Origin of the sequence: Castellaniella ginsengisoli (assembly GCF_040955415.1) — a bacterium.
GTDB lineage: Bacteria > Pseudomonadota > Gammaproteobacteria > Burkholderiales > Burkholderiaceae_B > Castellaniella > Castellaniella ginsengisoli.
Window position 1 is genome coordinate 793,956 of sequence record NZ_CP158257.1, and the last position, 22,042, is coordinate 815,997.

The 22,042-nt window shown below is 66.4% G+C and carries 19 protein-coding genes; 3 read left to right on the forward strand and 16 right to left on the reverse strand.

The genetic code is table 11. The annotated features are described in order from the left end of the window. Nucleotides 1-9: 9 nt before the first annotated feature. The 8 genes from ABRZ00_RS03755 to ABRZ00_RS03790 all read right to left on the reverse strand — a co-directional run bounded on the left by ABRZ00_RS03755 (nt 10) and on the right by ABRZ00_RS03790 (nt 9,595). The gene (locus tag ABRZ00_RS03755) at nt 10-1,029 is read right to left on the reverse strand and encodes an amino acid ABC transporter substrate-binding protein (protein WP_368642792.1); all 1,020 of its coding nucleotides are present in this window, start codon (nt 1,027-1,029) and stop codon (nt 10-12) included. A gap of 156 nt (nt 1,030-1,185) precedes the next feature. Next, complete coding sequence (locus ABRZ00_RS03760; protein WP_368641075.1) at nt 1,186-2,457, reverse strand: phenylacetate--CoA ligase family protein; 1,272 nt, start codon at nt 2,455-2,457, stop codon at nt 1,186-1,188. A 14-nt stretch (nt 2,458-2,471) separates the two neighbouring features. Next, on the reverse strand, nt 2,472-3,299 hold the full coding sequence (locus ABRZ00_RS03765; RefSeq protein ID WP_343838008.1) for an ABC transporter ATP-binding protein: 828 nt from the start codon (nt 3,297-3,299) through the stop codon (nt 2,472-2,474). Nucleotides 3,300-3,354: 55 nt separating this feature from the next. Further along, on the reverse strand, nt 3,355-4,686 hold the full coding sequence (locus tag ABRZ00_RS03770) for an ABC transporter substrate-binding protein (RefSeq protein ID WP_368641074.1): 1,332 nt from the start codon (nt 4,684-4,686) through the stop codon (nt 3,355-3,357). Between the two features lie 80 nt (nt 4,687-4,766). Beyond that, nucleotides 4,767-5,828 carry a branched-chain amino acid ABC transporter permease gene (locus ABRZ00_RS03775; RefSeq protein WP_343838004.1) on the reverse strand — a complete coding sequence of 354 codons (1,062 nt, stop codon included), beginning with the start codon at nt 5,826-5,828 and terminating at the stop codon, nt 4,767-4,769. A gap of 16 nt (nt 5,829-5,844) precedes the next feature. Continuing rightward, complete coding sequence (locus ABRZ00_RS03780; RefSeq protein ID WP_368647843.1) at nt 5,845-6,774, reverse strand: branched-chain amino acid ABC transporter permease; 930 nt, start codon at nt 6,772-6,774, stop codon at nt 5,845-5,847. Between the two features lie 28 nt (nt 6,775-6,802). Next, the gene (locus ABRZ00_RS03785) at nt 6,803-7,624 is read right to left on the reverse strand and encodes an ABC transporter ATP-binding protein (RefSeq protein ID WP_368647889.1); all 822 of its coding nucleotides are present in this window, start codon (nt 7,622-7,624) and stop codon (nt 6,803-6,805) included. Between the two features lie 9 nt (nt 7,625-7,633). Beyond that, a complete protein-coding gene (locus ABRZ00_RS03790) occupies nt 7,634-9,595 on the reverse strand; it encodes a long-chain fatty acid--CoA ligase (RefSeq protein WP_368647844.1) in 1,962 nt (653 codons plus the stop codon). Nucleotides 9,596-9,743: 148 nt separating this feature from the next. Here ABRZ00_RS03790 and ABRZ00_RS03795 point away from each other — a divergent pair, with 148 nt between their 5' ends. Further along, nucleotides 9,744-10,418 carry a Crp/Fnr family transcriptional regulator gene (locus ABRZ00_RS03795; RefSeq protein ID WP_343837998.1) on the forward strand — a complete coding sequence of 225 codons (675 nt, stop codon included), beginning with the start codon at nt 9,744-9,746 and terminating at the stop codon, nt 10,416-10,418. Between the two features lie 7 nt (nt 10,419-10,425). Here the strand turns inward: ABRZ00_RS03795 and ABRZ00_RS03800 are convergent, their stop codons facing one another. The 8 genes from ABRZ00_RS03800 to ABRZ00_RS03835 all read right to left on the reverse strand — a co-directional run bounded on the left by ABRZ00_RS03800 (nt 10,426) and on the right by ABRZ00_RS03835 (nt 19,458). After that, entirely contained in the window at nt 10,426-11,145 is a 720-nt protein-coding gene (locus ABRZ00_RS03800) for an ABC transporter ATP-binding protein (RefSeq protein WP_368641072.1), read from the reverse strand. Next, complete coding sequence (locus tag ABRZ00_RS03805; RefSeq protein ID WP_368641071.1) at nt 11,139-13,076, reverse strand: ATP-binding cassette domain-containing protein; 1,938 nt, start codon at nt 13,074-13,076, stop codon at nt 11,139-11,141. The genes ABRZ00_RS03800 and ABRZ00_RS03805 overlap by 7 nt, the downstream gene beginning before the upstream one ends. Nucleotides 13,077-13,083: 7 nt before the next feature. Beyond that, complete coding sequence (locus ABRZ00_RS03810; RefSeq protein ID WP_343837990.1) at nt 13,084-13,959, reverse strand: branched-chain amino acid ABC transporter permease; 876 nt, start codon at nt 13,957-13,959, stop codon at nt 13,084-13,086. 105 nt (nt 13,960-14,064) lie between these two features. After that, the gene (locus ABRZ00_RS03815; protein ID WP_368641070.1) at nt 14,065-15,279 is read right to left on the reverse strand and encodes an ABC transporter substrate-binding protein; all 1,215 of its coding nucleotides are present in this window, start codon (nt 15,277-15,279) and stop codon (nt 14,065-14,067) included. Between the two features lie 143 nt (nt 15,280-15,422). Then, nucleotides 15,423-16,334: a LysR substrate-binding domain-containing protein gene (locus ABRZ00_RS03820; protein ID WP_368640107.1), complete on the reverse strand. Its 912-nt coding sequence runs from the start codon at nt 16,332-16,334 to the stop codon at nt 15,423-15,425. A 122-nt stretch (nt 16,335-16,456) separates the two neighbouring features. Further along, nucleotides 16,457-17,755 carry a sulfate adenylyltransferase subunit 1 gene (locus tag ABRZ00_RS03825; RefSeq protein ID WP_368641069.1) on the reverse strand — a complete coding sequence of 433 codons (1,299 nt, stop codon included), beginning with the start codon at nt 17,753-17,755 and terminating at the stop codon, nt 16,457-16,459. Between the two features lie 21 nt (nt 17,756-17,776). Then, nucleotides 17,777-18,688: a sulfate adenylyltransferase subunit CysD gene (gene cysD / locus ABRZ00_RS03830; RefSeq protein WP_368641068.1), complete on the reverse strand. Its 912-nt coding sequence runs from the start codon at nt 18,686-18,688 to the stop codon at nt 17,777-17,779. After that, nucleotides 18,685-19,458: a phosphoadenylyl-sulfate reductase gene (locus tag ABRZ00_RS03835; RefSeq protein WP_368641067.1), complete on the reverse strand. Its 774-nt coding sequence runs from the start codon at nt 19,456-19,458 to the stop codon at nt 18,685-18,687. The genes cysD and ABRZ00_RS03835 overlap by 4 nt, the downstream gene beginning before the upstream one ends. 212 nt (nt 19,459-19,670) lie before the next feature. Here ABRZ00_RS03835 and ABRZ00_RS03840 point away from each other — a divergent pair, with 212 nt between their 5' ends. Continuing rightward, a complete protein-coding gene (locus ABRZ00_RS03840; RefSeq protein WP_343837977.1) occupies nt 19,671-20,960 on the forward strand; it encodes a Glu/Leu/Phe/Val dehydrogenase in 1,290 nt (429 codons plus the stop codon). Continuing rightward, a complete protein-coding gene (locus tag ABRZ00_RS03845; RefSeq protein WP_368641066.1) occupies nt 20,960-21,925 on the forward strand; it encodes an asparaginase in 966 nt (321 codons plus the stop codon). Before ABRZ00_RS03840 ends, ABRZ00_RS03845 begins: the two co-directional genes overlap by 1 nt. Nucleotides 21,926-22,042: the final 117 nt, after the last annotated feature.

Below are 22,042 nucleotides of genomic sequence, written 5' to 3' on the forward strand. Positions count from 1 at the left end.
GCGAACCGATCAGCGGATCGGCAGCGGATACAGCAGGCCGCCGTCTTTCCAGAGCGCGTTCAGGCCACGCTGGATTTGCAGCGGGCTGCTCATGCCCACGTTGCGGTCAAACGATTCGCCGTAGTTGCCCACCTGCTTGATGATGCGGTAAGCCCATTGCTCGTCCAATCCCAGGTTCTTGCCGGCGTTGCCGGTCACGCCCAGCAAGCGCTGGACGTTGGGATCCTCGCTTTTCAGTTGGGCATCGACGTTGGCCGAGCTCACCCCCAGCTCTTCAGCGCCGGCCATGGCGTGAAAAGCCCATTTGACGACGTTCAGCCAGGCGTCATCGCCCTGGCGCACGAAGGGGCCGAGAGGCTCTTTGGAGATGATTTCCGGCAGGATCACGTAATCGCCGGGATTGGTCAGCTTGGCAATGCGGATCGAGGCCAGGCCCGAGGCGTCGGTGGTGAACACATCACAGCGGCCGGCGGCGAACGCGTTGACGACCTCATTGAACTGCTCGATCACGACAGGCGTGTACTGCACCTTGTGGGCGCGCGCCCAATCGGCCATGTTCTGCTCGTTGGACGTGCCGGTCTGCATGCAGACCGTGGCGCCGTTCAGGTCGCGGGCGGATGTGATGCCCAGGGATTTGGGCGCCATGAACCCCTGGCCGTCATAGAAATTGATGGCAGCATGGATCGAGCCCAACGCGGTGTCACGGGACTGCGTCACCGTCGTGTTGCGCGCCAGCAGGTCGATCTCGCCCGATTGCAGGGCGGTGAAGCGCTGCTGCGCATTCAACGGCACAATCTTGACCTTGGAAGCATCGCCCAGGACGGCCGCCGCGACGGCGCGGCACATATCCACATCCAGGCCTTTCCATGCGCCCTGGGCGTCGGGCGCCGAGAATCCGGCGAAACCGGTGGTGACGCCGCACTGCACGGCGCCGCGTTCTTTGACCACGGACAGGGTGTCGGCCTGGGCCAGTGGCATGCCGGCGCCCAGCAGGACGGCCAGGCCGGCGATCAGTTTGAATCCACGCATGGAAGTGTCTCCCTCGGTCTGCTTCACGGATTCGAGCATAGTAACCGAGCCTCCCCCACGCTGTGCATCCTACGGCCGCTTGCTGCCCCCTGAGGGGGCGTTTTTCTCCTTGGGACGGCCCTGCGGCGAAAAGATCATGCCAAGCCACATCACCACTCAATCGTAGCGGCGGACGTCCTCGATCACTTTACCGTCGTTGGGCAATGCGCCGGAGGCGACGACCTCGATGACGGCGCGCAGCTTGGTCTGTTCGCGCACCGTGTCGGCCACGGCCCCGGCGTCGAGCGCGGCGCCGGCTTCGACCCGCAGCGTCATGATGTCGTGGCCGGACTCTCCGGACACCACCAGGCGCGCGCGCCCGATCTCGGGGTGCTGCTCGAGCACCCGGGCGATCTGCTCCGGATGCACGAACATGCCGCGCACCTTGGTCGTCTGATCGGCGCGTCCCAGCCAGCCGCGGATGCGCAGATTGGTCCGGCCGCAGGGCGACGCCCCGGGCATCAGCGCAGACAGGTCGCCCGTGCCGAACCGCAGCAGCGGATAGTCTGCATTCAGGGTCGTCACCACCAGTTCGCCGACTTCGCCATCGGGGACGGGTTGGCCGGTGCCGGGCCGGACGATTTCCAGGATCAAGTCCTCGTTGGCGACCAGCCCCTCGCGCGCGGACGTCTCGAAAGCCACCATGCCCAGGTCCGCACTGCCATAGGCCTGAAAGCCCTGGATGCCGCGCCCGCGGAACCAGGCCTGCAGCGACGGCGGGTAGGCTTCACCTGAAAACAGCGCCCGGGTCAGGGACGGCAGCGCAACCCCCATCTCGTCGGCTTTTTCCAGAATGATGCGCAGGAAGCTGGGCGTCCCGGTGTAAGCCTGCGGGGCCAGATCCGCCATGGCCCGCACCTGTTGTTCGGTTTGCCCGACCCCGCCGGGAAACACGGTGCAGCCCAGCGCGTGGGCGGCGGTTTCCATCATGGATCCGGCCGGGGTGAAATGATAGGAAAAGCAGTTATGCACCAGCATGCCGGGCCGCACCCCCGCCGCATGCAAGGCGCGGGCAAAACCCCAGTAGTCGGGGCGCGGTCCTTCGGGCTCGTAGATGGGGCCCGGCGAGGCGTACACGCGCCGCGCCTCGCCCCAGCCGATGGCGGAAAAGCCGCCGAACACGCGCAGGCGTTCGGCGTCGTCTGCATCGCTCGCCCGGGCGATGCGGGCCGCATGCTGGACCTGCAGCAGCTCGCTCTTGCGCAGCACCGGCACGAGCGTCAGGGCCTGGCGGGAATCCAGCGATGCCGGATCGATGTCCCCGAGTTGCCGGTCAATGGCCGGCGCCCGCGCACGGGCCTGGGCCAGGGCGGCGGGCAGGCGCTGAAACAGCCGCCGCTCGCGCTCGTCGGCGGGCAGGGTTTCGCGCGCGTCGTAGTATGCCTGCATGCCATTCTCCCGTATCAGGCCAGCCAGCGCTTGCGCCGACGGTAGAACTTGGTTTCGCGAAAGCTGGTGCGGCCCGCTCCCGAGACGCCCAGATAGAATTCCTTGACATCCTCGTTCTCGGCCAGCGAACGGGCGGCGCCATCCATCATCACGCGGCCGTTTTCCAGGATGTAGCCGTAGTCCGCGTAGCGCAAGGCCACGTTGGTGTTTTGCTCCGCCAGCAGAAAACTCACCCCCTCGCGCTGGTTCAGGTCGCGCACGATCTCGAAGATTTCCTCGACGATCTGCGGCGCCAGGCCCATCGAAGGCTCATCCAGCAAGATCATGCGCGGGTCGGCCATCAGGGCGCGGCCAATGGCCGCCATCTGTTGTTCGCCGCCGGACGTATAGCCCGCCTGCGTCTTCCGGCGCTGCTTCAGGCGCGGAAAATAACGGTAGACCCGCTCCAGGGCGGCATCCAGGTCGGCCCGCCCCAGGCGCCGCGTATAAGCGCCCGTCAGCAGGTTTTCCTCGATGCTCAGGTGAGCGAAGCAATGGCGGCCTTCCATGACCTGGATCACGCCGCGCTGCACCAGATCGGCCGGCGACAGAGATTCGATGCGCTCCCCGCGATATTCGATTTCACCCTTGGTGACCTCGCCGCGCTCTCCGCGCAGCAGGTTGGAGATCGCCCGCAAGGTCGTGGTCTTGCCGGCGCCGTTGGCGCCCAGCAGCGCCACGATCCTGCCCTCGGGCACGACCAGGGACACGCCCTTGAGCACGAGGATGACGTGGTTGTAGATGACCTCGATGCCGTTGACATTCAACAGCACCGCGGGTTCGGACGCCTGTGCGCTATCCATGGTTTCCTCTCCCAGGAGCCGGACGGGGCCGTGCCGGAGCCGGCCCCGGCACGGCTTACTCGGCCGCGCAGTCGCGCGTCGGCAGTTTCTTCTCGGCGGCGTACTTGTCGCCCAGGGATTTCACCAGCGGCTGCACGTACTTCGGATTGGACTGGTACCAGTCGGACACGACATTGAACTTCTTGCCGTCCCACTGGATGATGCGCGCCCAGTCGTCGCCCATGTGGTTCTCGCACGAAGTCTTCACCGGCCGCATCAACTTGGCAAATCCAAGTTCTTCCAGGCGGGCCTGGTCCAGGTTCAGGTTTTCATACCCCCAGCGCACCTGCTCGGGCGTCATGTGCTTGCCCTTGCCGAATTTCTCCTGGGCGGCGCGGATGGCCTCGACCTGCAGCATGGAGATCATCATGCCGCGCGTGTAGGCAAGCGACCCGAACGTGGTGCCATCCTTGTCGGCGCCCTCGCCCTTGTCGTAGACGTATTTCTTCACGTCCTCGTGCACCCGGCCGTGTTCCGCGCTGTTCTGGATGGTGATGCCGTTGTAGCCCTTGGCCACATCGCCCAGGTCATTGACGTCGGTCTCGGAACTGGCCCACCAGATACCGTACATTTTGTCGCGCGGATAGCCCACGCCCTGCGCTTCGCGAATGGCCGTCGGGGTCATGATCCCGGCGCTCCAGAGAATCACATAATCGGGACGGTTCTTGCGGATCTGCAGCCAGGTGGATTTCTGCTCCACTCCCGGAGCGGCCACCGGATAGAGCTGCAGGTCGAAGCCATTGTCCTTGGCGCGTTCCTGCAGCAGCGGAATGGGTTCTTTGCCAAAGGGGGAGTCGTGGTAGATCAGGGCGATCTTCTTGCCCTTGAGCTTGTCTTCTCCGCCCAGCTTCTTGGCGATGTCCTGAATCATGACGTCGGCCGCCGTCCAGTACGTGCCCAGCAGCGGGAAGTTCCACTTGAAGACCCGGCCATCGGCCGATTGCGACAGACCGTAGCCCACCGTGATCACCGGCTGCCCGTCGACGATGGCCTTGTCGGTCACGGCGAAGGTGATGCCCGTGGATTGCGTATCGAAGCCGGAAGCCCCGCCATTCTTGTTCTTCAGGCGCTCGTAGCATTCCACGCCCTTGTCGGTGGAATAAGAGGTCTCGCATTCCTCGTAGACGATCTTGACGCCGTTGACGCCTCCGTCGCGCTCGTTGACGAGCTTGAGATAATCGATCTTGCCGTTGGCCCAGGGAATGCCGAGCGGGGCAAACGAGCCGGTCCGGTAGACCAGCAGAGGAATGAACTGCTCCTCGGCGGCCTGCGCTGTACCGGCGACTCCGGTGAATCCGACGGCGGCCAGCAAGGCGGTGGCGGCGGTCTTCGTCAGTGCATGCTTCATTTGTAGCTCCTCCTGGTGCGTGTGGCACCTATCGTGTCAACAAAGAACGGGTCCGATGGAACGCCGCCCCGAAAGCCCCCTCAGTGAGGGAACGGCCAGATCCTGAGTTTTTCCTTGGCGATGCTCCACAGCCTGGCCAGGCCATGCGGCTCCGCGATCAGAAAGAAGACGATCAGGAAGCCGAAAACCATGTGCTCGATGTGCGAGGCCACGTCCACCGGGATGCTCAAACCCAGCCAGTGGGGCACGTTGGTCAGCAACACCGGCACCAGCACCATGAAGGCCGCGCCGAAAAAACTGCCGATGATGGAGCCCAGGCCGCCGATGATGATGATGAACAGCAACTGCAGCGAGCGGTTCAGGTCGAAGGCCAGGGGTTCCCAGGAGCCCAGGTGGATGTAGGCCCACAGGGCGCCCGCCACGCCGATGATGAAGGAACTGACGGCGAAAGCGGTGAGCTTGGCGTACACCGGCCGGATGCCGATGACGGCTGCGGCCACGTCCATGTCGCGGATCGCCATCCACTGCCGGCCGATGGCGCCGCGCACCAGATTCTTGGCCAGCAGGCCGATGACCGCCACGAAACACAGGACGAACAGGTATTTCTGCACGGGCGAGACCACCGGCAGGCCGAAGGCTTCGAGGGCCGGCACGGAGACGTTGCCCGAGGACGAATAATTGGTGAAATAGGGAATGCGCAGAAAGGCCCAGTCCATGAAGAACTGCGCGGCCAGCGTCGTCACGGCCAGGTACAGGCCGCGGATGCGCAGGCTGGGCACACCGAACACCACGCCGGCCAGCGTGGCGAACACGCCGCCCAGCAGGATCTGGATCACCAGCGGCAGATCCAGCCGCACGCCGAAGTTCCAGGCGGCGTAGGCGCCCACCGCCATGAAGGCGCCCGAACCGATGGAAATCTGGCCGCAATAGCCGACCAGGATGTTCAGGCCGATGGCGGCCAGCGACAGGATCAGGAAGGGGATGAAGATCGCCTGCAGGAAGTAGTCCGACGCGCTCAGCGGGACGGCGACGAAGGCGACGAGCAGCAGGGCGCCGATGAACCAGCGGTCCTGGCGGATCGGAAAGATCTGCTGATCCGATCGGTAGGTGCTCTTGAACTGGCCGTTTTCACGATAGAACATGGATGGCTGCCCCTATCTAGACGCGGTCGATGATTTTTTCGCCGAACAGGCCCTGGGGCCGGAACAGCAGGAACACCAGGGACAGCACATAGGCGAACCAGATCTCGATGCCGCCGCCCACGAAAGGCCCCAGGTAGACCTCGGACAGTTTCTCGCCCACACCGATGATGAGGCCGCCGACGATGGCGCCGGGCACTGAGGTCAGGCCGCCCAGGATCACCACCGGCAAGGCCCGCAGCGCGGCCGTGGACAGGGTGAACTGCACGCCGAACTTCGATCCCCAGACGATGCCCGTGACCAGGGCCACCAGCCCGGCGACTGTCCAGACCACCACCCAGATGCGGTTCAGGGGGATGCCCACCGACTGCGCCGCCTGGTGGTCGTCGGCCACGGCGCGCAGCGCCCGGCCCACCGTGGTGTACTGGAAGAAGAAGGCCAGCACCGCCACCAGCACCGCGGCGACGACGGCGGCCGTCAGGTCTTCGAGGCTGATCAGCACGCCGCTCTCGAATACGGAATCGAGCACGATGACCGGGTCCTTGGGCATGCCCACGTCGATCGAATACACCGAGCTGCCGAACAGGATCTGGCCGATGCCATCCAGGAAATAGCTGATGCCGATGGTGGCCATCAGCAGCGTGGTGGCCTCCTGGTTGACCAAGTGCCGCAGCACCAGACGCTCGACCAGCACGGCGATCAGCCACATGAACAGGGCGCTGAGGACGAAGGCCAGCAAATTGGCCAGTATCGGCGATCCGCCCCCCAGCCAGTCATTGAGCCAGCCCGACAGGCGCGCCATGGCCAGCGCCGCGATCAGCACCATGGCGCCCTGGGCGAAATTGAACACCCCCGAGGCTTTGAAGATCAGCACGAAGCCCAGGGCCACCAGAGCATAGAGCATGCCGCTCATCAGGCCGCCGATCACTGTTTCCAGAAAGAATCCCATTGCGACTCCTTGAATGGCGCGGCCGGCCCTAGTGGCTGGCGCCCAGGTAAGCCCGGATGACCTCGGGGTTGCTGCGCACCTCGTCGGGCGCGCCATCGCCGATCTTGCGGCCGTAGTCGAGCACCACGACCCGGTCGGAAATATCCATGACCACGCCCATGTCGTGCTCGATCAGCACGATCGTGGTGCCGTACTCGTCGTTCACATCGAGGATGTAGCGGCTCATGTCCTGTTTTTCTTCGATGTTCATCCCCGCCATCGGCTCGTCGAGCAGCAGGATGCGCGGCTCCATGGCCAGCGCGCGGCCCAGGTCCACGCGCTTCTGCAGGCCGTAGGGCAGACGCCCGACCGGGGTCTTGCGCCAGGCCTGGATTTCCAGAAAGTCGATGATGTTCTCCACAACCTCGCGGTGGGCGATTTCTTCGCGCTCGGCCGAGCCCAGACGCAGCGCCTGCGCCAGCACGCCGCTTTTCATGCGCAGGTTGCGGCCCGTCATGATGTTGTCGAGCACGCTCATGCCCTTGAACAAAGCCAGGTTTTGGAAGGTGCGGGCGATGCCCATCTCGGCGGCGCGGCGAGGATTCATCCGGGCGAACTGCTGGTCCTGCAGCAGAATGCGGCCTTCCTGGGGCGTATAGACCCCGTTGATGACGTTCAGCATCGAGCTCTTGCCCGCGCCGTTGGGGCCGATGATGGCGCGGATTTCGTGCTCGCGCACATCGAAGGAAATGTCCGTGAGCGCCTTGACGCCACCGAAAGACAGGGAAATGTTCTGCAGGTCCAGGATCACGTCGCCGATGCGGGCGGTCCGGGCCGGGGCGCCGTCCGCCGGCGCCTGCTGTGTTGCCATCTGGGTCATTCAGGCTACCTTTTTCAGCGGTTCGGGCGGCATGACGGCCGCGGACTCGATGCGCAGGTCGGCGGAGATATGGCCGGTGCGGCCGTCCTCGAACTTGACCTCGGTTTCGATGAACTGGCTCGACCGGCCCGCGAACAGTGCCTCGACCAGCACGGCGTACTTCTGTGCGATGAAGGCGCGGCGGACTTTGCGGGTACGGGTCAGTTCATCGTCGTCCGGGTCCAGTTCCTTGTGCAGGATGAGAAAGCGGCTGACCTGCGAAGCCGCCAGCTTCGGATCTTGCGCCAGGTCGGCATTGACCTGCTCGACGCAGTCCCGGATCAGGTCGTAGACCTCGTCCTTGCCGGCCAGATCGGTGTAGCCGGCATAGGGCAGGCCGCGGCGCTCGGCCCAATTGCCCACGGCCTCCAGGTCGATGTTGATGAAGGCGCACACCTCGGGGCGGTCCGCTCCGAAGGCCACGGCTTCTTTGATGAAGGAGAAGAACTTCAGTTTGTTTTCGATGTATTTCGGCGCAAACAGGCTGCCATCGGCCAAGTGGCCGACGTCCTTGGCGCGATCGATGATTTTCAGTTGGCCGTCGGTGTCCAGGTAGCCCGCGTCGCCGGTGTGATACCAGCCGTCTTCCGTGTAGGACTCGGCCGTCGCCTGCGGGTTGCGGTAGTACCCGGAGAACAGCCCCGGACTGCGCAACTGGATCTCGCCGTTGTCGGCCACGCGGATGTCCACGCCCTCGCAAGGCGGGCCGACCGTGTCGTCGCGCACCTGGCCATTGGCCTGAACACAGACGAAGACCGAGGTCTCGGTGGAACCGTAGAGCTGCTTCAGGTTGATGCCGATGGAGCGGTAGAAGACGAACAGATCGGGGCCGATGGCCTCGCCCGCCGTATAGGCCACGCGCACCCGGCTCATGCCCAGGGTGTTGCGCAGCGGGCCGTAGATCAGCAGGTCGCCCAACGCGTATTTCAGGCGGTCGGACAGGCTGACGTCCGCACGGCCGTCCAGGATGCTCGCCCCCACCCTGCGGGCCACGCCCATCGCCTGGCGGTACAGCCAGCGCTTGAAGCGGCCGGCGTCCTCCATGCGGATCGTGACGTGCGTCAGCAAGCCTTCGAGCACGCGAGGCGGCGCGAAATAATAGGTGGGACCGATATCGCGCATGTCGATCGACACGGTTTCGGGCGATTCGGGATGGTTGACGGTGAAGCCCGTGGTCAGGAACTGGGTGTAGGAAAACATGTTCTGCCCGATCCAGGCGGGCGGCAGGTAAGCCAGCACGTCTTCGCGGTCGGTCAGGCCCTCGAACTGCTCAATGGCCCGCGCCCGATCGATGAGCGCATGGTGGCTGAGCACCACGCCCTTGGGCTTGCCGGTGGTCCCGGAGGTATAGAACATCGCCGCCGTATCCTGCGGCCCGATCGCGGCGATACGGCCATCGAGTTCTTCGGGCTGCCGCCCTGCGCGCGCATCGCCGCGCGCCAGCAAGGCATCCCAGGCCAGCAGGCGCGCATCGTCGTAGTGGCGCAGGCCGCGCGGATCGTCGTAGACGACATGGCGCAGGGCCGGGCAGCGCCCGGAGACTTCAAGCATCTTGTCGACCTGCTCCTGGTCCTCGGCCACCACCACGCCCACCTCGGCGTCCTGGAGCACAAAGGCCATTTCCTCGGCCACGGCGTCCTGGTAGAGCGGCACGGGGATGGCGCCCAGGCACTGGGCCGCCATCATCGCCATGTACAGGCGGGGGCGGTTCTCGCCGACGACGGCGACATGCTCGCCCGCCACGACGCCCAGATCGGCCAGCCCCGAGGCCACGCGCCGGACCTCGGCCGCCACCTGCGCCCAGGTCAGCGTCTGCCAGATGCCCAGATCCTTTTCCCGGATCGCCGGACGCGCGCCGCGCACCCGGGCATGGTGCATCAGCAGTGCGGGGAACGTCGTCGCGGCGGTGGTTTCCTGTACCATGATGTCTCCTCGGCCTTGCATACAGCCTGCGGTGCGCAGGGCCTTCAGTGCGCCTCTGAGGGGCGGTGTCGCAGACTAAGGTACAGGCTGCCATCCCTCCCCGACTGTCGCACATATGACATTCGATCTCGATCTAGGGTAAGTCCCCATGAATCTGACTCAGGCTTTGCCGGCGCGCGCCGCCTGGTTCGATCTGCTCGACGATGCGCAGCAGGCGCGCGTCCTGCGGGACACCGCCGTGGCGCACGTCGAGGCCGGCACCATCGTCGAGCACAAGGGCGTGATCGCCTGCGCCTGGATCGGCGTGCTCGACGGGCTGGTGAAGGTCTCGGTGGGCAACGCCGACGGCAAGCTGGCCTCCCTGACCGGCGTGCCCGCCGGCGGCTGGATCGGCGAGGGTTCGCTGCTGAAAAGAGAAGCCCGCAAATACGACATCATCGCCCTGCGCCGCAGCACCATCGCCCGCCTGCGCGGCGACACGTTCTACTGGCTGCTGGACGCCAGCATCCCGTTCAACCGCTACCTGCTGCACCAGCTCAACGAACGCGTGGCGCAGTTCATCGGCAAGGCCGAATACGACCGCCTCCTGGCGCCCGACGCCCGCGTGGCGCGCTGCCTGGCGGAACTGTTCAATCCGCTGCTGTATCCGGGCAATTCCATGCGCCTGGAAATCACGCAGGAAGAAATCGGCTATCTGGCGCGCATCTCGCGCCAGCGCACCAACCAGGCCCTGCGCACGCTGGAAGCGGCGGCCTTGCTGAAGATCGAATACGGCGCCGTCCAGGTGCTGGACCTGGACGGCTTGAAACACTACGGGATCTAAAGCGCGGCTAATGCCCGCCCAGATAGGCCGCCGCCACGGCGGGATCGCTGCGCAGTTTCCGCGCCGGGCCTTCGATGGCAATGCGGCCGTTTTCCAGCACGTAGCCGTAGTCGGCCACGGCCAGCGCCGCCGCTGCGAACTGCTCTACCAGCAGCATCGTCACGCCCTCTGACTTCAGGCGCGAAATGATGCGGAAGACCTCGTCGACCAGAATGGGCGCCAGCCCCATGGACGGCTCGTCCAGCAGCACGACCTCGGGGTTGAGCATGACGGCGCGCGCCATGGCGAGCATCTGCTGTTCGCCGCCCGAGAGCGTGCCCGCCAGTTGCGTGCGCCGTTCGCTGAGGCGGGGAAACAGTTCCAGGGCGCGATTCAGGTCGCGCGCCACATCGCCGCGCGTGCGGCTGCCCGTCAGACGGGGAAAGGCCCCCAGCAACAGGTTGTCGGTGACGCTCAGCGTGGGAAAGACGCGCCGGCCTTCGGGGGAATGCGCCAGGCCCAGCCGGGCGATGCGGTGGGATTCCAGCCCCTGAATCTGCCGCCCCCCCAGGGCGATGGTGCCCGCCGAAGGACGCAGCATGCCGGATATGGCCCGCATGGTGGTCGTCTTGCCCGCGCCGTTGGACCCGATCAGCGTCACGACCTTGCCGGCGGGCACGTCCAGGCTGATGCCATGCAGCACCTTGACCTTGCCATAGCCGGCTTCCAGGTTTTCGATCTTCAGCATGCCTGCGCTCCCACCTGCTCTCCGCCCAGATAGGCTTCGATAACCCGGGAGTCGGCCTGCACGTCGGCGGGCAGCCCCTCGGCGATCTTTTGTCCGAAATCCAGCACCGACACGGCATCGCAGACCCCCATCACCACGTCCATGTGGTGTTCGATCAGGATGACGGTCAGGCCCCGGTCCTTGAGTTTGCGGATGATGGCCAGCAACTCTTCGATATCCGGCGCCGTCAGGCCTGCCGCCGGCTCGTCGAGCAGCAGCAGTTGGGGGTCGAGCGCCAATGCGCGGGCGATCTCCAGCAGGCGCTGCTTGCCGTAGGGCAGGTTGCGCGCCTCTTCGTGGGCCAGCGGCGCCAGGCCCACGAATTCCAGCAGCCCGAGCGCCCGGGCGCGGGCCTGGCGTTCCTCGTGCCGCCATCCGGGCGTGTGCAACGCAATCCCGGCCAGGCCGGTGCCAAAGGAATGATGCAGCCCGACCAGCACGTTTTCCAGCGCACTCATTTCGCCGAACAACTGCACGTTCTGGAAGGTGCGCGCCACGCCTCGCGCGGCGATCTGCGCGGAGGTCAGGCCGGCCAGGTCGCGGCCGGCGAACACCACGGAGCCGGACGTAGGCACATAGATGCCCGTGAGCACGTTCATCATGGTGCTCTTGCCCGATCCATTCGGCCCGATCAGCCCATGGATCGTGCCGCGCCGGACTTCCAGGTCGACGCCATTGAGCGCCTTGAGCCCGCCGAACTGCATCACCGCCTGGCCCACGGCCAGCAGCACGCCATGCGAAGCGTCCGGCAGCCCGCCGGCCTCGGACGCGGGCGCTGCCTGCGGCGGTCCGGCCGGCGCCGGGGGCTGCGGCGCGCGGCCCAAGGCATGCGACACGAAGCCGACGATGCCGTCGGGCAGGTAATAGACGACGAACAGGATCATCAAGCCGAAGATCGACAACCGCCAGTCGGTCATCTGGTCCAGCGCCAGCGAACCGCCGGCCAGAACCAGCGCGCCGATCACGGGCGCCGCCATGCGCGCCGGCGTGGCGCGGCCGCGCCGCACCGCCATGATCGCGCCCACCGTGACCAGCACCGCCAGGCCCACGGCCAGCGGCCGGAAGGTGGCGACGTCGTCGAGCATCTTGGGCAGCAGCACGATGATGGCCGCGCCCAGCAGCGCGCCCGAGCGGGTCTTGCGCCCGCCCATGATGAGGGCCAGCAGGAACAGCACCATCAGCTCGAAGGTGTAGGTATTGGGCGAGATGTACTGCTCGGAGTAGGCGTGCAGCGCGCCCGACAAACCGGCCAGACCGGCGCTGATGACGAAGGCCACCACCTTGTAGCGATAGACCGACACGCCCATGCAATCGCAGGCGATGGGGCTGTCGCGCAGCGCCTCGAAGGCGCGCCCGTAATGCGACCGCGCCACGCGCTCGGTGAACAGCACCGACAACGCCAGCAACGCCAGCACCAGCCAGTAGAACTCGGAACCGCTCAGCATGTGGCCGGCCACGGCGGGTTTGTCGAGACTGATTCCCATGGGGCCTTCCGTGAGAAAGCTCATCTCGTTGATGAGAATCTGGATGATGGTGCCAAAGGCCAGGGTCACCATGGCCAGGTAGGGCCCAGTCACCCGCAGCGCCGGTAGCGCCAGGATGGCGCCAAAGCCCGCCGTGATCACGATGGCGGCCGGCAGGGTGACCCAGAACGGCATGTCCAGATGCAGGACCAGGGTGCCCACGACATAGGCGCCGATCCCGAATAGGCCGGCGTGGCCGAGGGACACCTGGCCGGTATAGCCGACCACGATGTCCAGCCCGAGCAGCAGGACCGCATAGATCAGGATGGTTTCGATCAGGTGCAGATAGTAGGGATTCTCGACGCCGAGCGGCACCATCGCCAACACGGCGGCGAGCGCGACAAAAGACAGCAGATGCTTCTTGTTCATGGTGGGATCAGACCTTCTTGATGGCGGTCTTGCCGAACAGCCCGGCGGGCCGAAGGGTCAGGACGAGCAGCAGCAGGATCAGGCCGGGTACGTCCTTGTAGCCGGTGGAGAGATAGAAACCGGTGGTGGTTTCCATGATGCCCAGCAACAGGCCGCCCACGATGGCGCCCAGGCCGCTGTTCAGGCCGCCCACGATGGCCACTGCGAAGGCCTTGAGGCCCAGCACCGCGCCCATCGAGGCGCCGGTGAGCGTCAGCGGGGCCACCAGCACGCCCGCGAAGGCGGCCGTCAGGGAGGACAGCGCATAGGAAAACGTGATGACCAGCTTGGTGTTGATGCCCATCAGTCCGGCCGCGTCGCGATCGCCGGAGGTCGCCACCACCGCCTTGCCATAGATCGACGTGCGGTTGAACAGCTCGATGGCGCCCATGATGAGCAGCGCACCCGCGACCACCAGCAGTTCCATCGGCAGAATGTTGGCGCCCAGCACGCTGAAAGGAGTCTCGGAGACGGGGGACGGGAAATGCAGCGCATCGCGGCCCCAGATGTTTTCGGCCGTATTGCGAAAAATGATGCCCAGGGCGATGGTCGCCATGATCCAGCCGAATTCGGACCGCGCCTGGATCGCGGGGCGCACGGCCACGCGTTCGACCACGGCGCCTTGCGCCATGCCGAAGATGCAGACCAGGGGAATCATCAGCCAGTAGCTGACACCCATCCCGACCAGGGTCAGGCCGACCAGCCCCCCCAGCATCAGGGCGTCGCCCTGGCCGAAGTTCAAGGTCTCGGACGTGGCGTAGGTCAGTTGATAGCCGAAGGCAATGACCGCGTAGATCATACCCAGGGCGATGCCGCTATAGGCCAGTTGCAAGAAAATCGTCATGTTCTTTCCAGCGGGAACGCGCCGCCCGGGGCGGTGGCGCCCCGGGAATCGCGTGTCGGAATGCGCATCCTGCGCCAGGCGGCGGGACGCGCCGGTGCGGCGGCGTTACTGCGCGGACTGGCCGGCGTTGGCGACGCTGCGCTGCTCGTCTTCGGGGTGGGCGAAGACCACGCGGCCCTTGGATACCTCGCCCATGTAGACCAGGTCGGGGCCATCGATGGTCTCGTGATCGGACGCCGAGAAAGGCGCCTTGTAGGTCATGATCACGCCTTCGACGGGTTTCTGCAGGTTTTCGAGCGCGGCGCGGATGCCGTCGCCCTTGGTGTCGCCGGCCTGTTCGATGGCGGCGGCCAGCAGCAGCACCGAGTCATATCCCTGGGCGGCGGACACGGCCGATTCGATCCGATCGTGCTTGGGCTTGAAGGTCTGGACGTAGGCGTCGATGAACGCCTTGCGCTTGGGCGTGTTGGGGTTCTGGATGAAGGTCTGGGGCATCAGGGCGCCATCGCCGTTGGCGCGCGCGGTATCGATGAAGTTGGCCATGGCCAGCGTCCAACTGCCGATCAGGGGCACCTTCCAGCCGAGCTTGGCCATGCCGTTGGCCAGTTGGGCGAGTTCGGGGCCGATGCCGTAGGTCAGCAGCGCCTCGGCGCCGGCTTCCTTCGCGCGCAGCAGTTGCGCCGTCATGTCTACATCGCCGATGTTGAATTTTTCCACCACCACCGGCTTGACGCCCAGTTTTTCCAGGGCTTTCTCCATGTCTTCGCGGCCCAACTGGCCGTAGTTGGTGGAGTCGGCCATGATGGCGACCTTCTTGAAGCCGCGCTTGGTGACGGCTTCGGCCGCGATCATGGGCGCCTGGATATTGTCGGCGGCCGACATGCGGAACACGTAGTTGTGCTCGTACTTGGGCGGCAGGAACTGCTGGGTGACCACCGAGCCCGTGGCGACGTTCACGATCGCCGGAATCGAGGCATTCTGGTAGAAACGGGTCGAAGCCAGGGTCACGCCGGTATTGATGAGCCCCACGGTCGCCACGACTTTTTCGCGGTTGATCAGTTCCTGGGCGATCTGCACGCCGCGTTCGTTCTTGGCCTCGTCGTCGCGCTCGATCAACTCGATCTGGCGGCCCAGCACGCCGCCCTTGGCGTTGACCTCCTGGACGGCCAAACGCACGCCGTCGCGCATGCTCACGCCCATGGATGAGGACCCCCCCGTGAAGGGCCCGGACACGCCGATCTTGATGGCATCGGCCGCCTGGGCGGTCGCTGCCATCGACAGGGTGATGGCCAGGGCCAGGCAAGTCTTGTGAAATGTCATGTCGTCTCCTGTTTTCGATGCGGCCGGCGAAGGCGCCGGCCGGTTTTCACATGCATGGCGAAGAGTCTATCGACCGTCTCGCCGCGCTGTCGGAAATTGCATCGGGCCAGGGTGGAAAGAAATTCCGTACCCTTGGGCAAAGCCTAGGAAGACGAGGATTTCCGGGCGCAAAGCGCCTTGATCCATAGGGAAAACGCTAGGTGGGCGCCGGTCAGCGGCGTGGCGGCTTCGCGGCACAAGTAGTAATGGGAATCGGGCGCCGCCTGGATGTCGAACGGCGACACCAGGCTGCCTTCTTCGAGCCAAGGGCCCGCCAGGCTGTGCCGGGCAATGATGACGCCCTGCCCGGCCCGCGCGGCAGCCATCGCCAGGCCCACATCGAAAAAACTTACGCCCCCTTCGGGCTCCGGCCAGTCGAGCCCAGCGGCGTCGAACCAGGGTTTCCAGGGATCCAGGGGACAGCGCAGCAGGTTGGCGCCGGCCAGATCGGCGGGCCGCCGCAGGGCGCCGTGGCGCTTGAGGTAGTCGGGCGAACACGCCGGAAACACGGCATCGTCGGTCAGGCGCTCGGACAGCGCGCCCGGATACCGGCCCAGGCCGAAACGCACCCAGAAATCCGCCTGGGTGGGACCGATGTCGAGATAGGGAATGGACAGCACCACGCTCATGTCCACATTGGGGTGGGCCGAGGTGAATTCGTGCAGGTGCGGCCCCAGGATGAAATGCCCGAAGGTGGGGGTCGTGACCAGCCGGATGCGCTCTCGCGGCCTGGCCCGGCGATGCAGGGAGATGTCGGACAGCAGGTGCAGCGCCGTTTCGATCTGGTCCAGGTATTCTTGCCCCGACGCGGTCAGCGAGACGCCTCGGCTGCCCCGGTCGAACAGCGGCTGGCCGAGCGCGGCCTCAAGCTGGCTGATGCGCTTGCCGACGGCGCTGGCCGTGATGCAGAGTTCTTCGGCGGCCCGGCCGAACGACCCCAATCGGGCGGCGGACTCGAACGCCTGGATGGTGGCCAGGGAAGGCAGGCGGAGATTCTGATGGGCAAATCGGAGCATACGGCTTCACGGCGACGGGCCGGACGCCGGCCACCCGCCGTCATGATGGCACGAAGCCCCAAGAGCGCCCATCGGGATTCACCCCAGCCCGGCCCGCGGAGCGCGGGACGGAAGGCCCGCGATCAACGCCGGACCAGGCCCGCCGCCGCCGTCTGGTTCGTGGCCGTGTCGATCAGGATGAAGGCGCCCGTGGCCCGTTGCGTATCGTAGTCGTCCAGGACCAGCGGGTCGCGGGCCCGCAGCCGCACGCGGCCAATGTCGTTCATCGCCAGGGTGCCGCTCCAGTCCACCGACCGCAGTTCGTGGATGTCGCGCCGGGTGAGCACGGCCTGAATGCGGACCTGGGTCAGGCGGGTGCCCTGCTTCAGCCAGTACAACCGCGCCGGATTCAGCGCCTGCTGGTCCAGCCAGCACAAGTCGGCCTCGAAGTCCTTGTCCAGCGACGGCTGCGACTCGGCATTGACCAGCACATCGCCCCGGGACAGATCGACATCGCGATCCAGCACCACCGTGATGCTGTCGCCCGGCAAGGCCTGGTCGACCGCCCGCGCGCCGCGCAGCAAGCCCGCGATGCGGACGGATTCGCGGCTCGGCAGCACCTGCAGGGCATCGCCGACTCGCCAGGCCCCGCCCTGGAGCTGTCCGGCGTAGCCCCGGAACGCATCGGCCCCGCTGCCGTTGTGGCGGATCACCCACTGGACGAAGAAACGGGCCTGGTCTTGGTCGCGCACCGGGTCCACAGGCAGGCTTTCCAGCAGGGCCAACAGCGGCGGTCCCTGGTACCAGGGCGCGCGTTCGCTGCGCTGCACCACGTTATCGCCCGACAGGGCCGACAGCGGCACGATATGAAAGGCCGGAATGTCCAGTCGTTCGGCCAGATCCCGGTACGCCGCGTGGATCCGCTCGAACACAGCCTGATCCCAGCCGACCAGATCCATCTTGTTGACCGCCACGACGATATGGCGCAACCCCAGCAGGCGCGCCAGGGCGCTGTGGCGCTTGGTCTGCGGCAGCAGAACGCCGTCGCTCGCGCGGCTGGCATCGATCAGGATCACGGCGGCGTCGGCCGTCGAAGCGCCCGTCACCATATTGCGCGTGTACTGCTCGTGCCCAGGCGCATCGGCCACGATGAACTTGCGCGCCGGCGTGGCGAAATAGCGGTAGGCCACATCGATGGTGATGCCTTGCTCGCGCTCGGCCTCCAGCCCGTCGGTCAGCAGCGCCAGGTCCAGCGCGCGATCGGGGGCGCGGGTGTATTTCGAACCTGCAATGGCCTTGAGCTGATCGGCGAACACGCCCTTGCTGTCGAGCAGCAGGCGGCCGATCAGGGTCGATTTGCCATCGTCCACGGACCCTGCGGTGATCAGGCGCAGCACGCTGGTGTCCGATGCGGCCTGCCATTGTTCGTTGATTGCATTCATGGGGATTCCTTGGGCGGCCGATTAGAAATAGCCTTGTTTCTTGCGCCGTTCCATCGATGCCTCGGAGGTCTGGTCGTCCATGCGCGTGGCGCCGCGCTCCGTGATGGTGGTGACGGCCGTCTCGGCGATGATGTCGGCGGGGGTGGCCGCCGTGGAGGCCACCGGGCAGGTGCAGGACACATCCCCCACCGTGCGAAAGCGTACGACCAGGCGCTCGACCGGCTCGCCCTCGCCCGCCGGGGTCAGCGGCGTGACGGGCACCAGCAGGCCGTTGCGACGCACCACCTCGCGCTCATGCGCGTAGTAGATCAACGGCAGGTCCAGGCCTTCGCGCTCGATGTACTGCCAGACATCCAGTTCGGTCCAGTTCGAGATCGGGAAGACGCGGATGTTCTCGCCCGGATGCACGCGGGTGTTGTAGAGGTTCCAGAGCTCCGGGCGCTGGGCCTTGGGATCCCACTGGCCGAACTCGTCGCGAAACGAGCAGATGCGCTCTTTGGCGCGAGCCTTTTCCTCGTCCCGGCGGGCACCGCCGATGCAGGCGTCGAAGCCGAATTCCGCAATCGATTCCAGCAGGGTCGTGGCCTGGGCCGCATTGCGCGAATCATGCGCATGGCGCAGCACGACCGTGCCGCGCGCGATGGAGTCTTCGACGCTGCGCACGATGAGCTCTTCGCCCAGTTCCGCCGCGCGGCGGTCGCGAAAGGCAATCACCTCGGGATAGTTGTGGCCGGTGTCGATATGCATCAGGGGAAAGGGGAAGCGGCCCGGGCGAAACGCCTTTTCAGCCAGGCGCAGCAGCACGCAGGAATCTTTGCCGCCCGAAAACAGCAGCACGGGCCGTGCGCACTCGGCGGCCACTTCGCGCAGGATATGGATGGCTTCGGATTCCAGCCAGTCGAGGTGGGTCCGTGCGAGAAGGGCAGTGCTCATGATGTCGTCGTTTCCGTAGTATCCGTGGAGAGAGGGTCGCGCGGACGCACCCCGGGGTGTGCGCGGGCCCGCAGATTGCCGGCATGCAGGCCGCATTCGCGGCTGTCGCGCCGTTCCCACCACCAGCGGCCGGCGCGCGGGTCTTCGCCGGGGCGCACGGCGCGCGTACAGGGCTCGCATCCGATCGAGGGGTAGCCCCGGTCGTGCAGCGGGTTGTAGGGCACGCCCAGCGCGCGCACCACGGCCCAGACTTCGTCGGTGGTCCAGAAGGCCAGGGGATTGAACTTCTGCAATCCGAAGGTTTCGTCCCATTCCGTTTCGGGCAACTCGACCCGGGTCAGGGATTGCTCGCGCCGTTGGCCGGTGAGCCAGGCCGAGCGCCCCGCCAGCACGCGGCGCAGCGGCTCGACCTTGCGGATGCCGCAACACGCCTTGCGCAATGCCACGCTCTCGTAGAAAGCGAATTCGCCGTGTTCGGCCACGTGGGCGCGCACGGCCCCGGCGTCGGGGCGCACCACGCGCGTCTCGATGCCGTAGCGCTCGCGCACGACGTCCACCATGGCCAGGGTTTCGGCGTGGAGGCGGCCGGTATCGAGCATGAACACGCCCAGCGGCCGGGGCAGTTGCGCCACGGCGTGGATCAGCAGGGTATCCTCGACCCCCATGGACGATGCCAGCAGAGCGTCCGGATGCATGTCCGCGATGCGCGCCAGGCCGGCCAGCAGGGCCTCCCAGCGTGCCTCCAGCGGTGGGGACAGCGTCAGCGACACGGTTCTTCTCCGATGGAAAAAGCCGGCTAGCCGCCGACGGGAGCATCCAGTGTGCCTCCGCCCCGCCCCGGGCGGAACGAAAAAAACGTTGGTTCGATATAAGCCGGCTTGATATACGCGCCGGCCCTGGACACAGGGCACCACCGCCGCACTAAAATAGGGTCGGTCGTATGTCCCTGACTGTTCCGTACTTATATAAAAGGTTATAAGCCATGCCCGAGACAATTCCCTCAACCCTGCCCTCTTACCTGGACCCGTCGCACCCCGGGCCCTGGGGCATCTACCTGGAGCAGGTCGACCGCGTCACGCCCTACCTGGGCTCCCTGGCGCGCTGGGTCGAAACCCTGAAGCGCCCCAAACGCATCCTGATCGTGGACATCCCGGTGGAACTGGACAACGGCACGGTCGCCCACTTCGAAGGCTACCGGGTGCAGCACAACACCTCGCGCGGCCCCGGCAAGGGGGGCGTGCGCTACCACCAGGACGTCACCCTGTCCGAGGTCATGGCCCTGTCGGCCTGGATGTCGGTCAAGTCCGCCGCCGTCAACCTGCCCTTCGGCGGCGCCAAGGGCGGCATCCGCATCGATCCGCGCAACCACTCCCAGAGCGAGCTGGAACGCATCACGCGCCGCTACACCAGCGAAATCCACGACATCATCGGCCCCAACAAGGACATCCCCGCACCGGACGTCAACACCAACGGCCAGGTCATGGCCTGGATGATGGACACCTACTCCATGAACGAAGGCGCCACCACCACGGGCGTGGTCACGGGCAAGCCGATCTCGCTGGGCGGCAGCCTGGGCCGGGTCGAGGCGACCGGCCGCGGCGTGTACGTGACGGCCTGCGAAGCCGCCCGCGAATCCGGCATCGACATCAAGGGCGCGCGCATCGCCATCCAGGGCTTCGGCAACGTGGGCGGCACCGCCGCACGCCTGTTCCAGGAGGCCGGCGCCAAGGTCGTCGCGGTCTACGACCACACCGGCATCGTCCACAACGACAACGGCCTGAACGTCCTGGCCCTGTTCGACCACGTGCGCGAAAACGGCGGCGTGGCGGGCGCCGCCGACGCCCAGACGCTCACTCCCGAAGAGTTCTGGTCGCTGGAAACCGACATCCTGATTCCCGCCGCCCTGGAAGGCCAGATCACCCGCGACAACGCCAACCTGATCCGCACCCGCATCCTGGTCGAAGGCGCCAACGGCCCGACCACTCCCGAAGCCGACGACATCATCTCCTCCAAGGGCACGGTCATCGTTCCCGACGTGGTCGCCAACGCGGGCGGGGTGACGGTCAGCTACTTCGAATGGGTGCAGGATTTCTCCAGCTTCTTCTGGACGGAACAGGAAATCAACCACCGGCTGGAAGCCATGATGCGCGCCGCCTACGCCTCGATGTCGGGCGTCGCGCGCCAGCACGGGGTGTCGCTGCGCACGGCGGCCTTCATCGTGGCCTGCTCCCGCATCCTCGAAGCCCGCCAGGTGCGCGGCCTGTATCCCTGATGCGGCCACGCCTGGTCCTGATCGGCACGGGCGGCACCATCGCCGCCACGGCCGGCGACGCCCGCACGCTGACCGGCTACCGGGTTACCCAGGGGATCGACGCCATGCTGGCGGCGATCCCCGGCGCGGCCGAGGTGGCCGACATCCGCTGCGAGCAGCCGTTCAACGTGGACAGCCGCGACCTGACCACCGCCCGGGTCCTGCGCCTGGCGCGCGCCATCGACCGCCACCTGCGCGATCCTGACGTGGACGGGGTGGTGGTGACCCACGGCACCGACAGCCTCGAAGAAACCGCCTTCTTCCTGCACCTGACGGTGCGCCATCCCAAGCCCGTGGTGCTGGCCGGCGCCATGCGCCCGGCCTCGGCCCTGAGCGCGGACGGCCCGCTGAACCTGGTCAATGCCTTGCTGGCCGCCGCCGATCCCGCCAGCCGGGACCGGGGCGTGCTGGTGGTCATGAACGATTGCATCGTGGCCGCACGGCATGCCGCCAAGCGCCACACCACCCGCGTGGACGCCTTCGGGGCGGACGGCACCGGGGTGCTGGGCGCGGTCACCGACGGCCGGGTCCGCTACGCCATGCGCCCCGAGCTTTCCGATACGGCCGCGTTTTCCCTGGCCGGCCTGCGCACGCTGCCGCCGGTGGACATCATCCTCGACTACCAGGATGCGCCGGCGCACCCCTATGCCGCGGCGATCCAGGCCGGTTCGGGCGGCATCGTGGTGGCGGCCATGGGCAACGGCAGCCTGAGCCCGGCCGCCGCACGGGGGTGCGCCCGGGCGGCCCGCCACGGCCTGGTGTGCGTGCGCGCCAGCCGGGTGCCGGACGGCCCCGTCACCGAAGCCGCCGACGGTCCGATCGCAGCCCATGCGCTCAATCCCCTGCAGGCGCGCACCGCCCTGCGGCTGGCGCTGGCGCGCGGCATGGATCGCGCCGCGATCCACGATCTGCTGCGGCAACTGTGATCCGCCAGGCGCTGAATAGTCCTCAAGGACTATTTCGCCAGGCCTGGGATAGTATCCAGCCGGGGCATCTCTCCACCTCGCCGCTTGCAAGCGGCTCGGATTCGCCAGGCGCTGAAT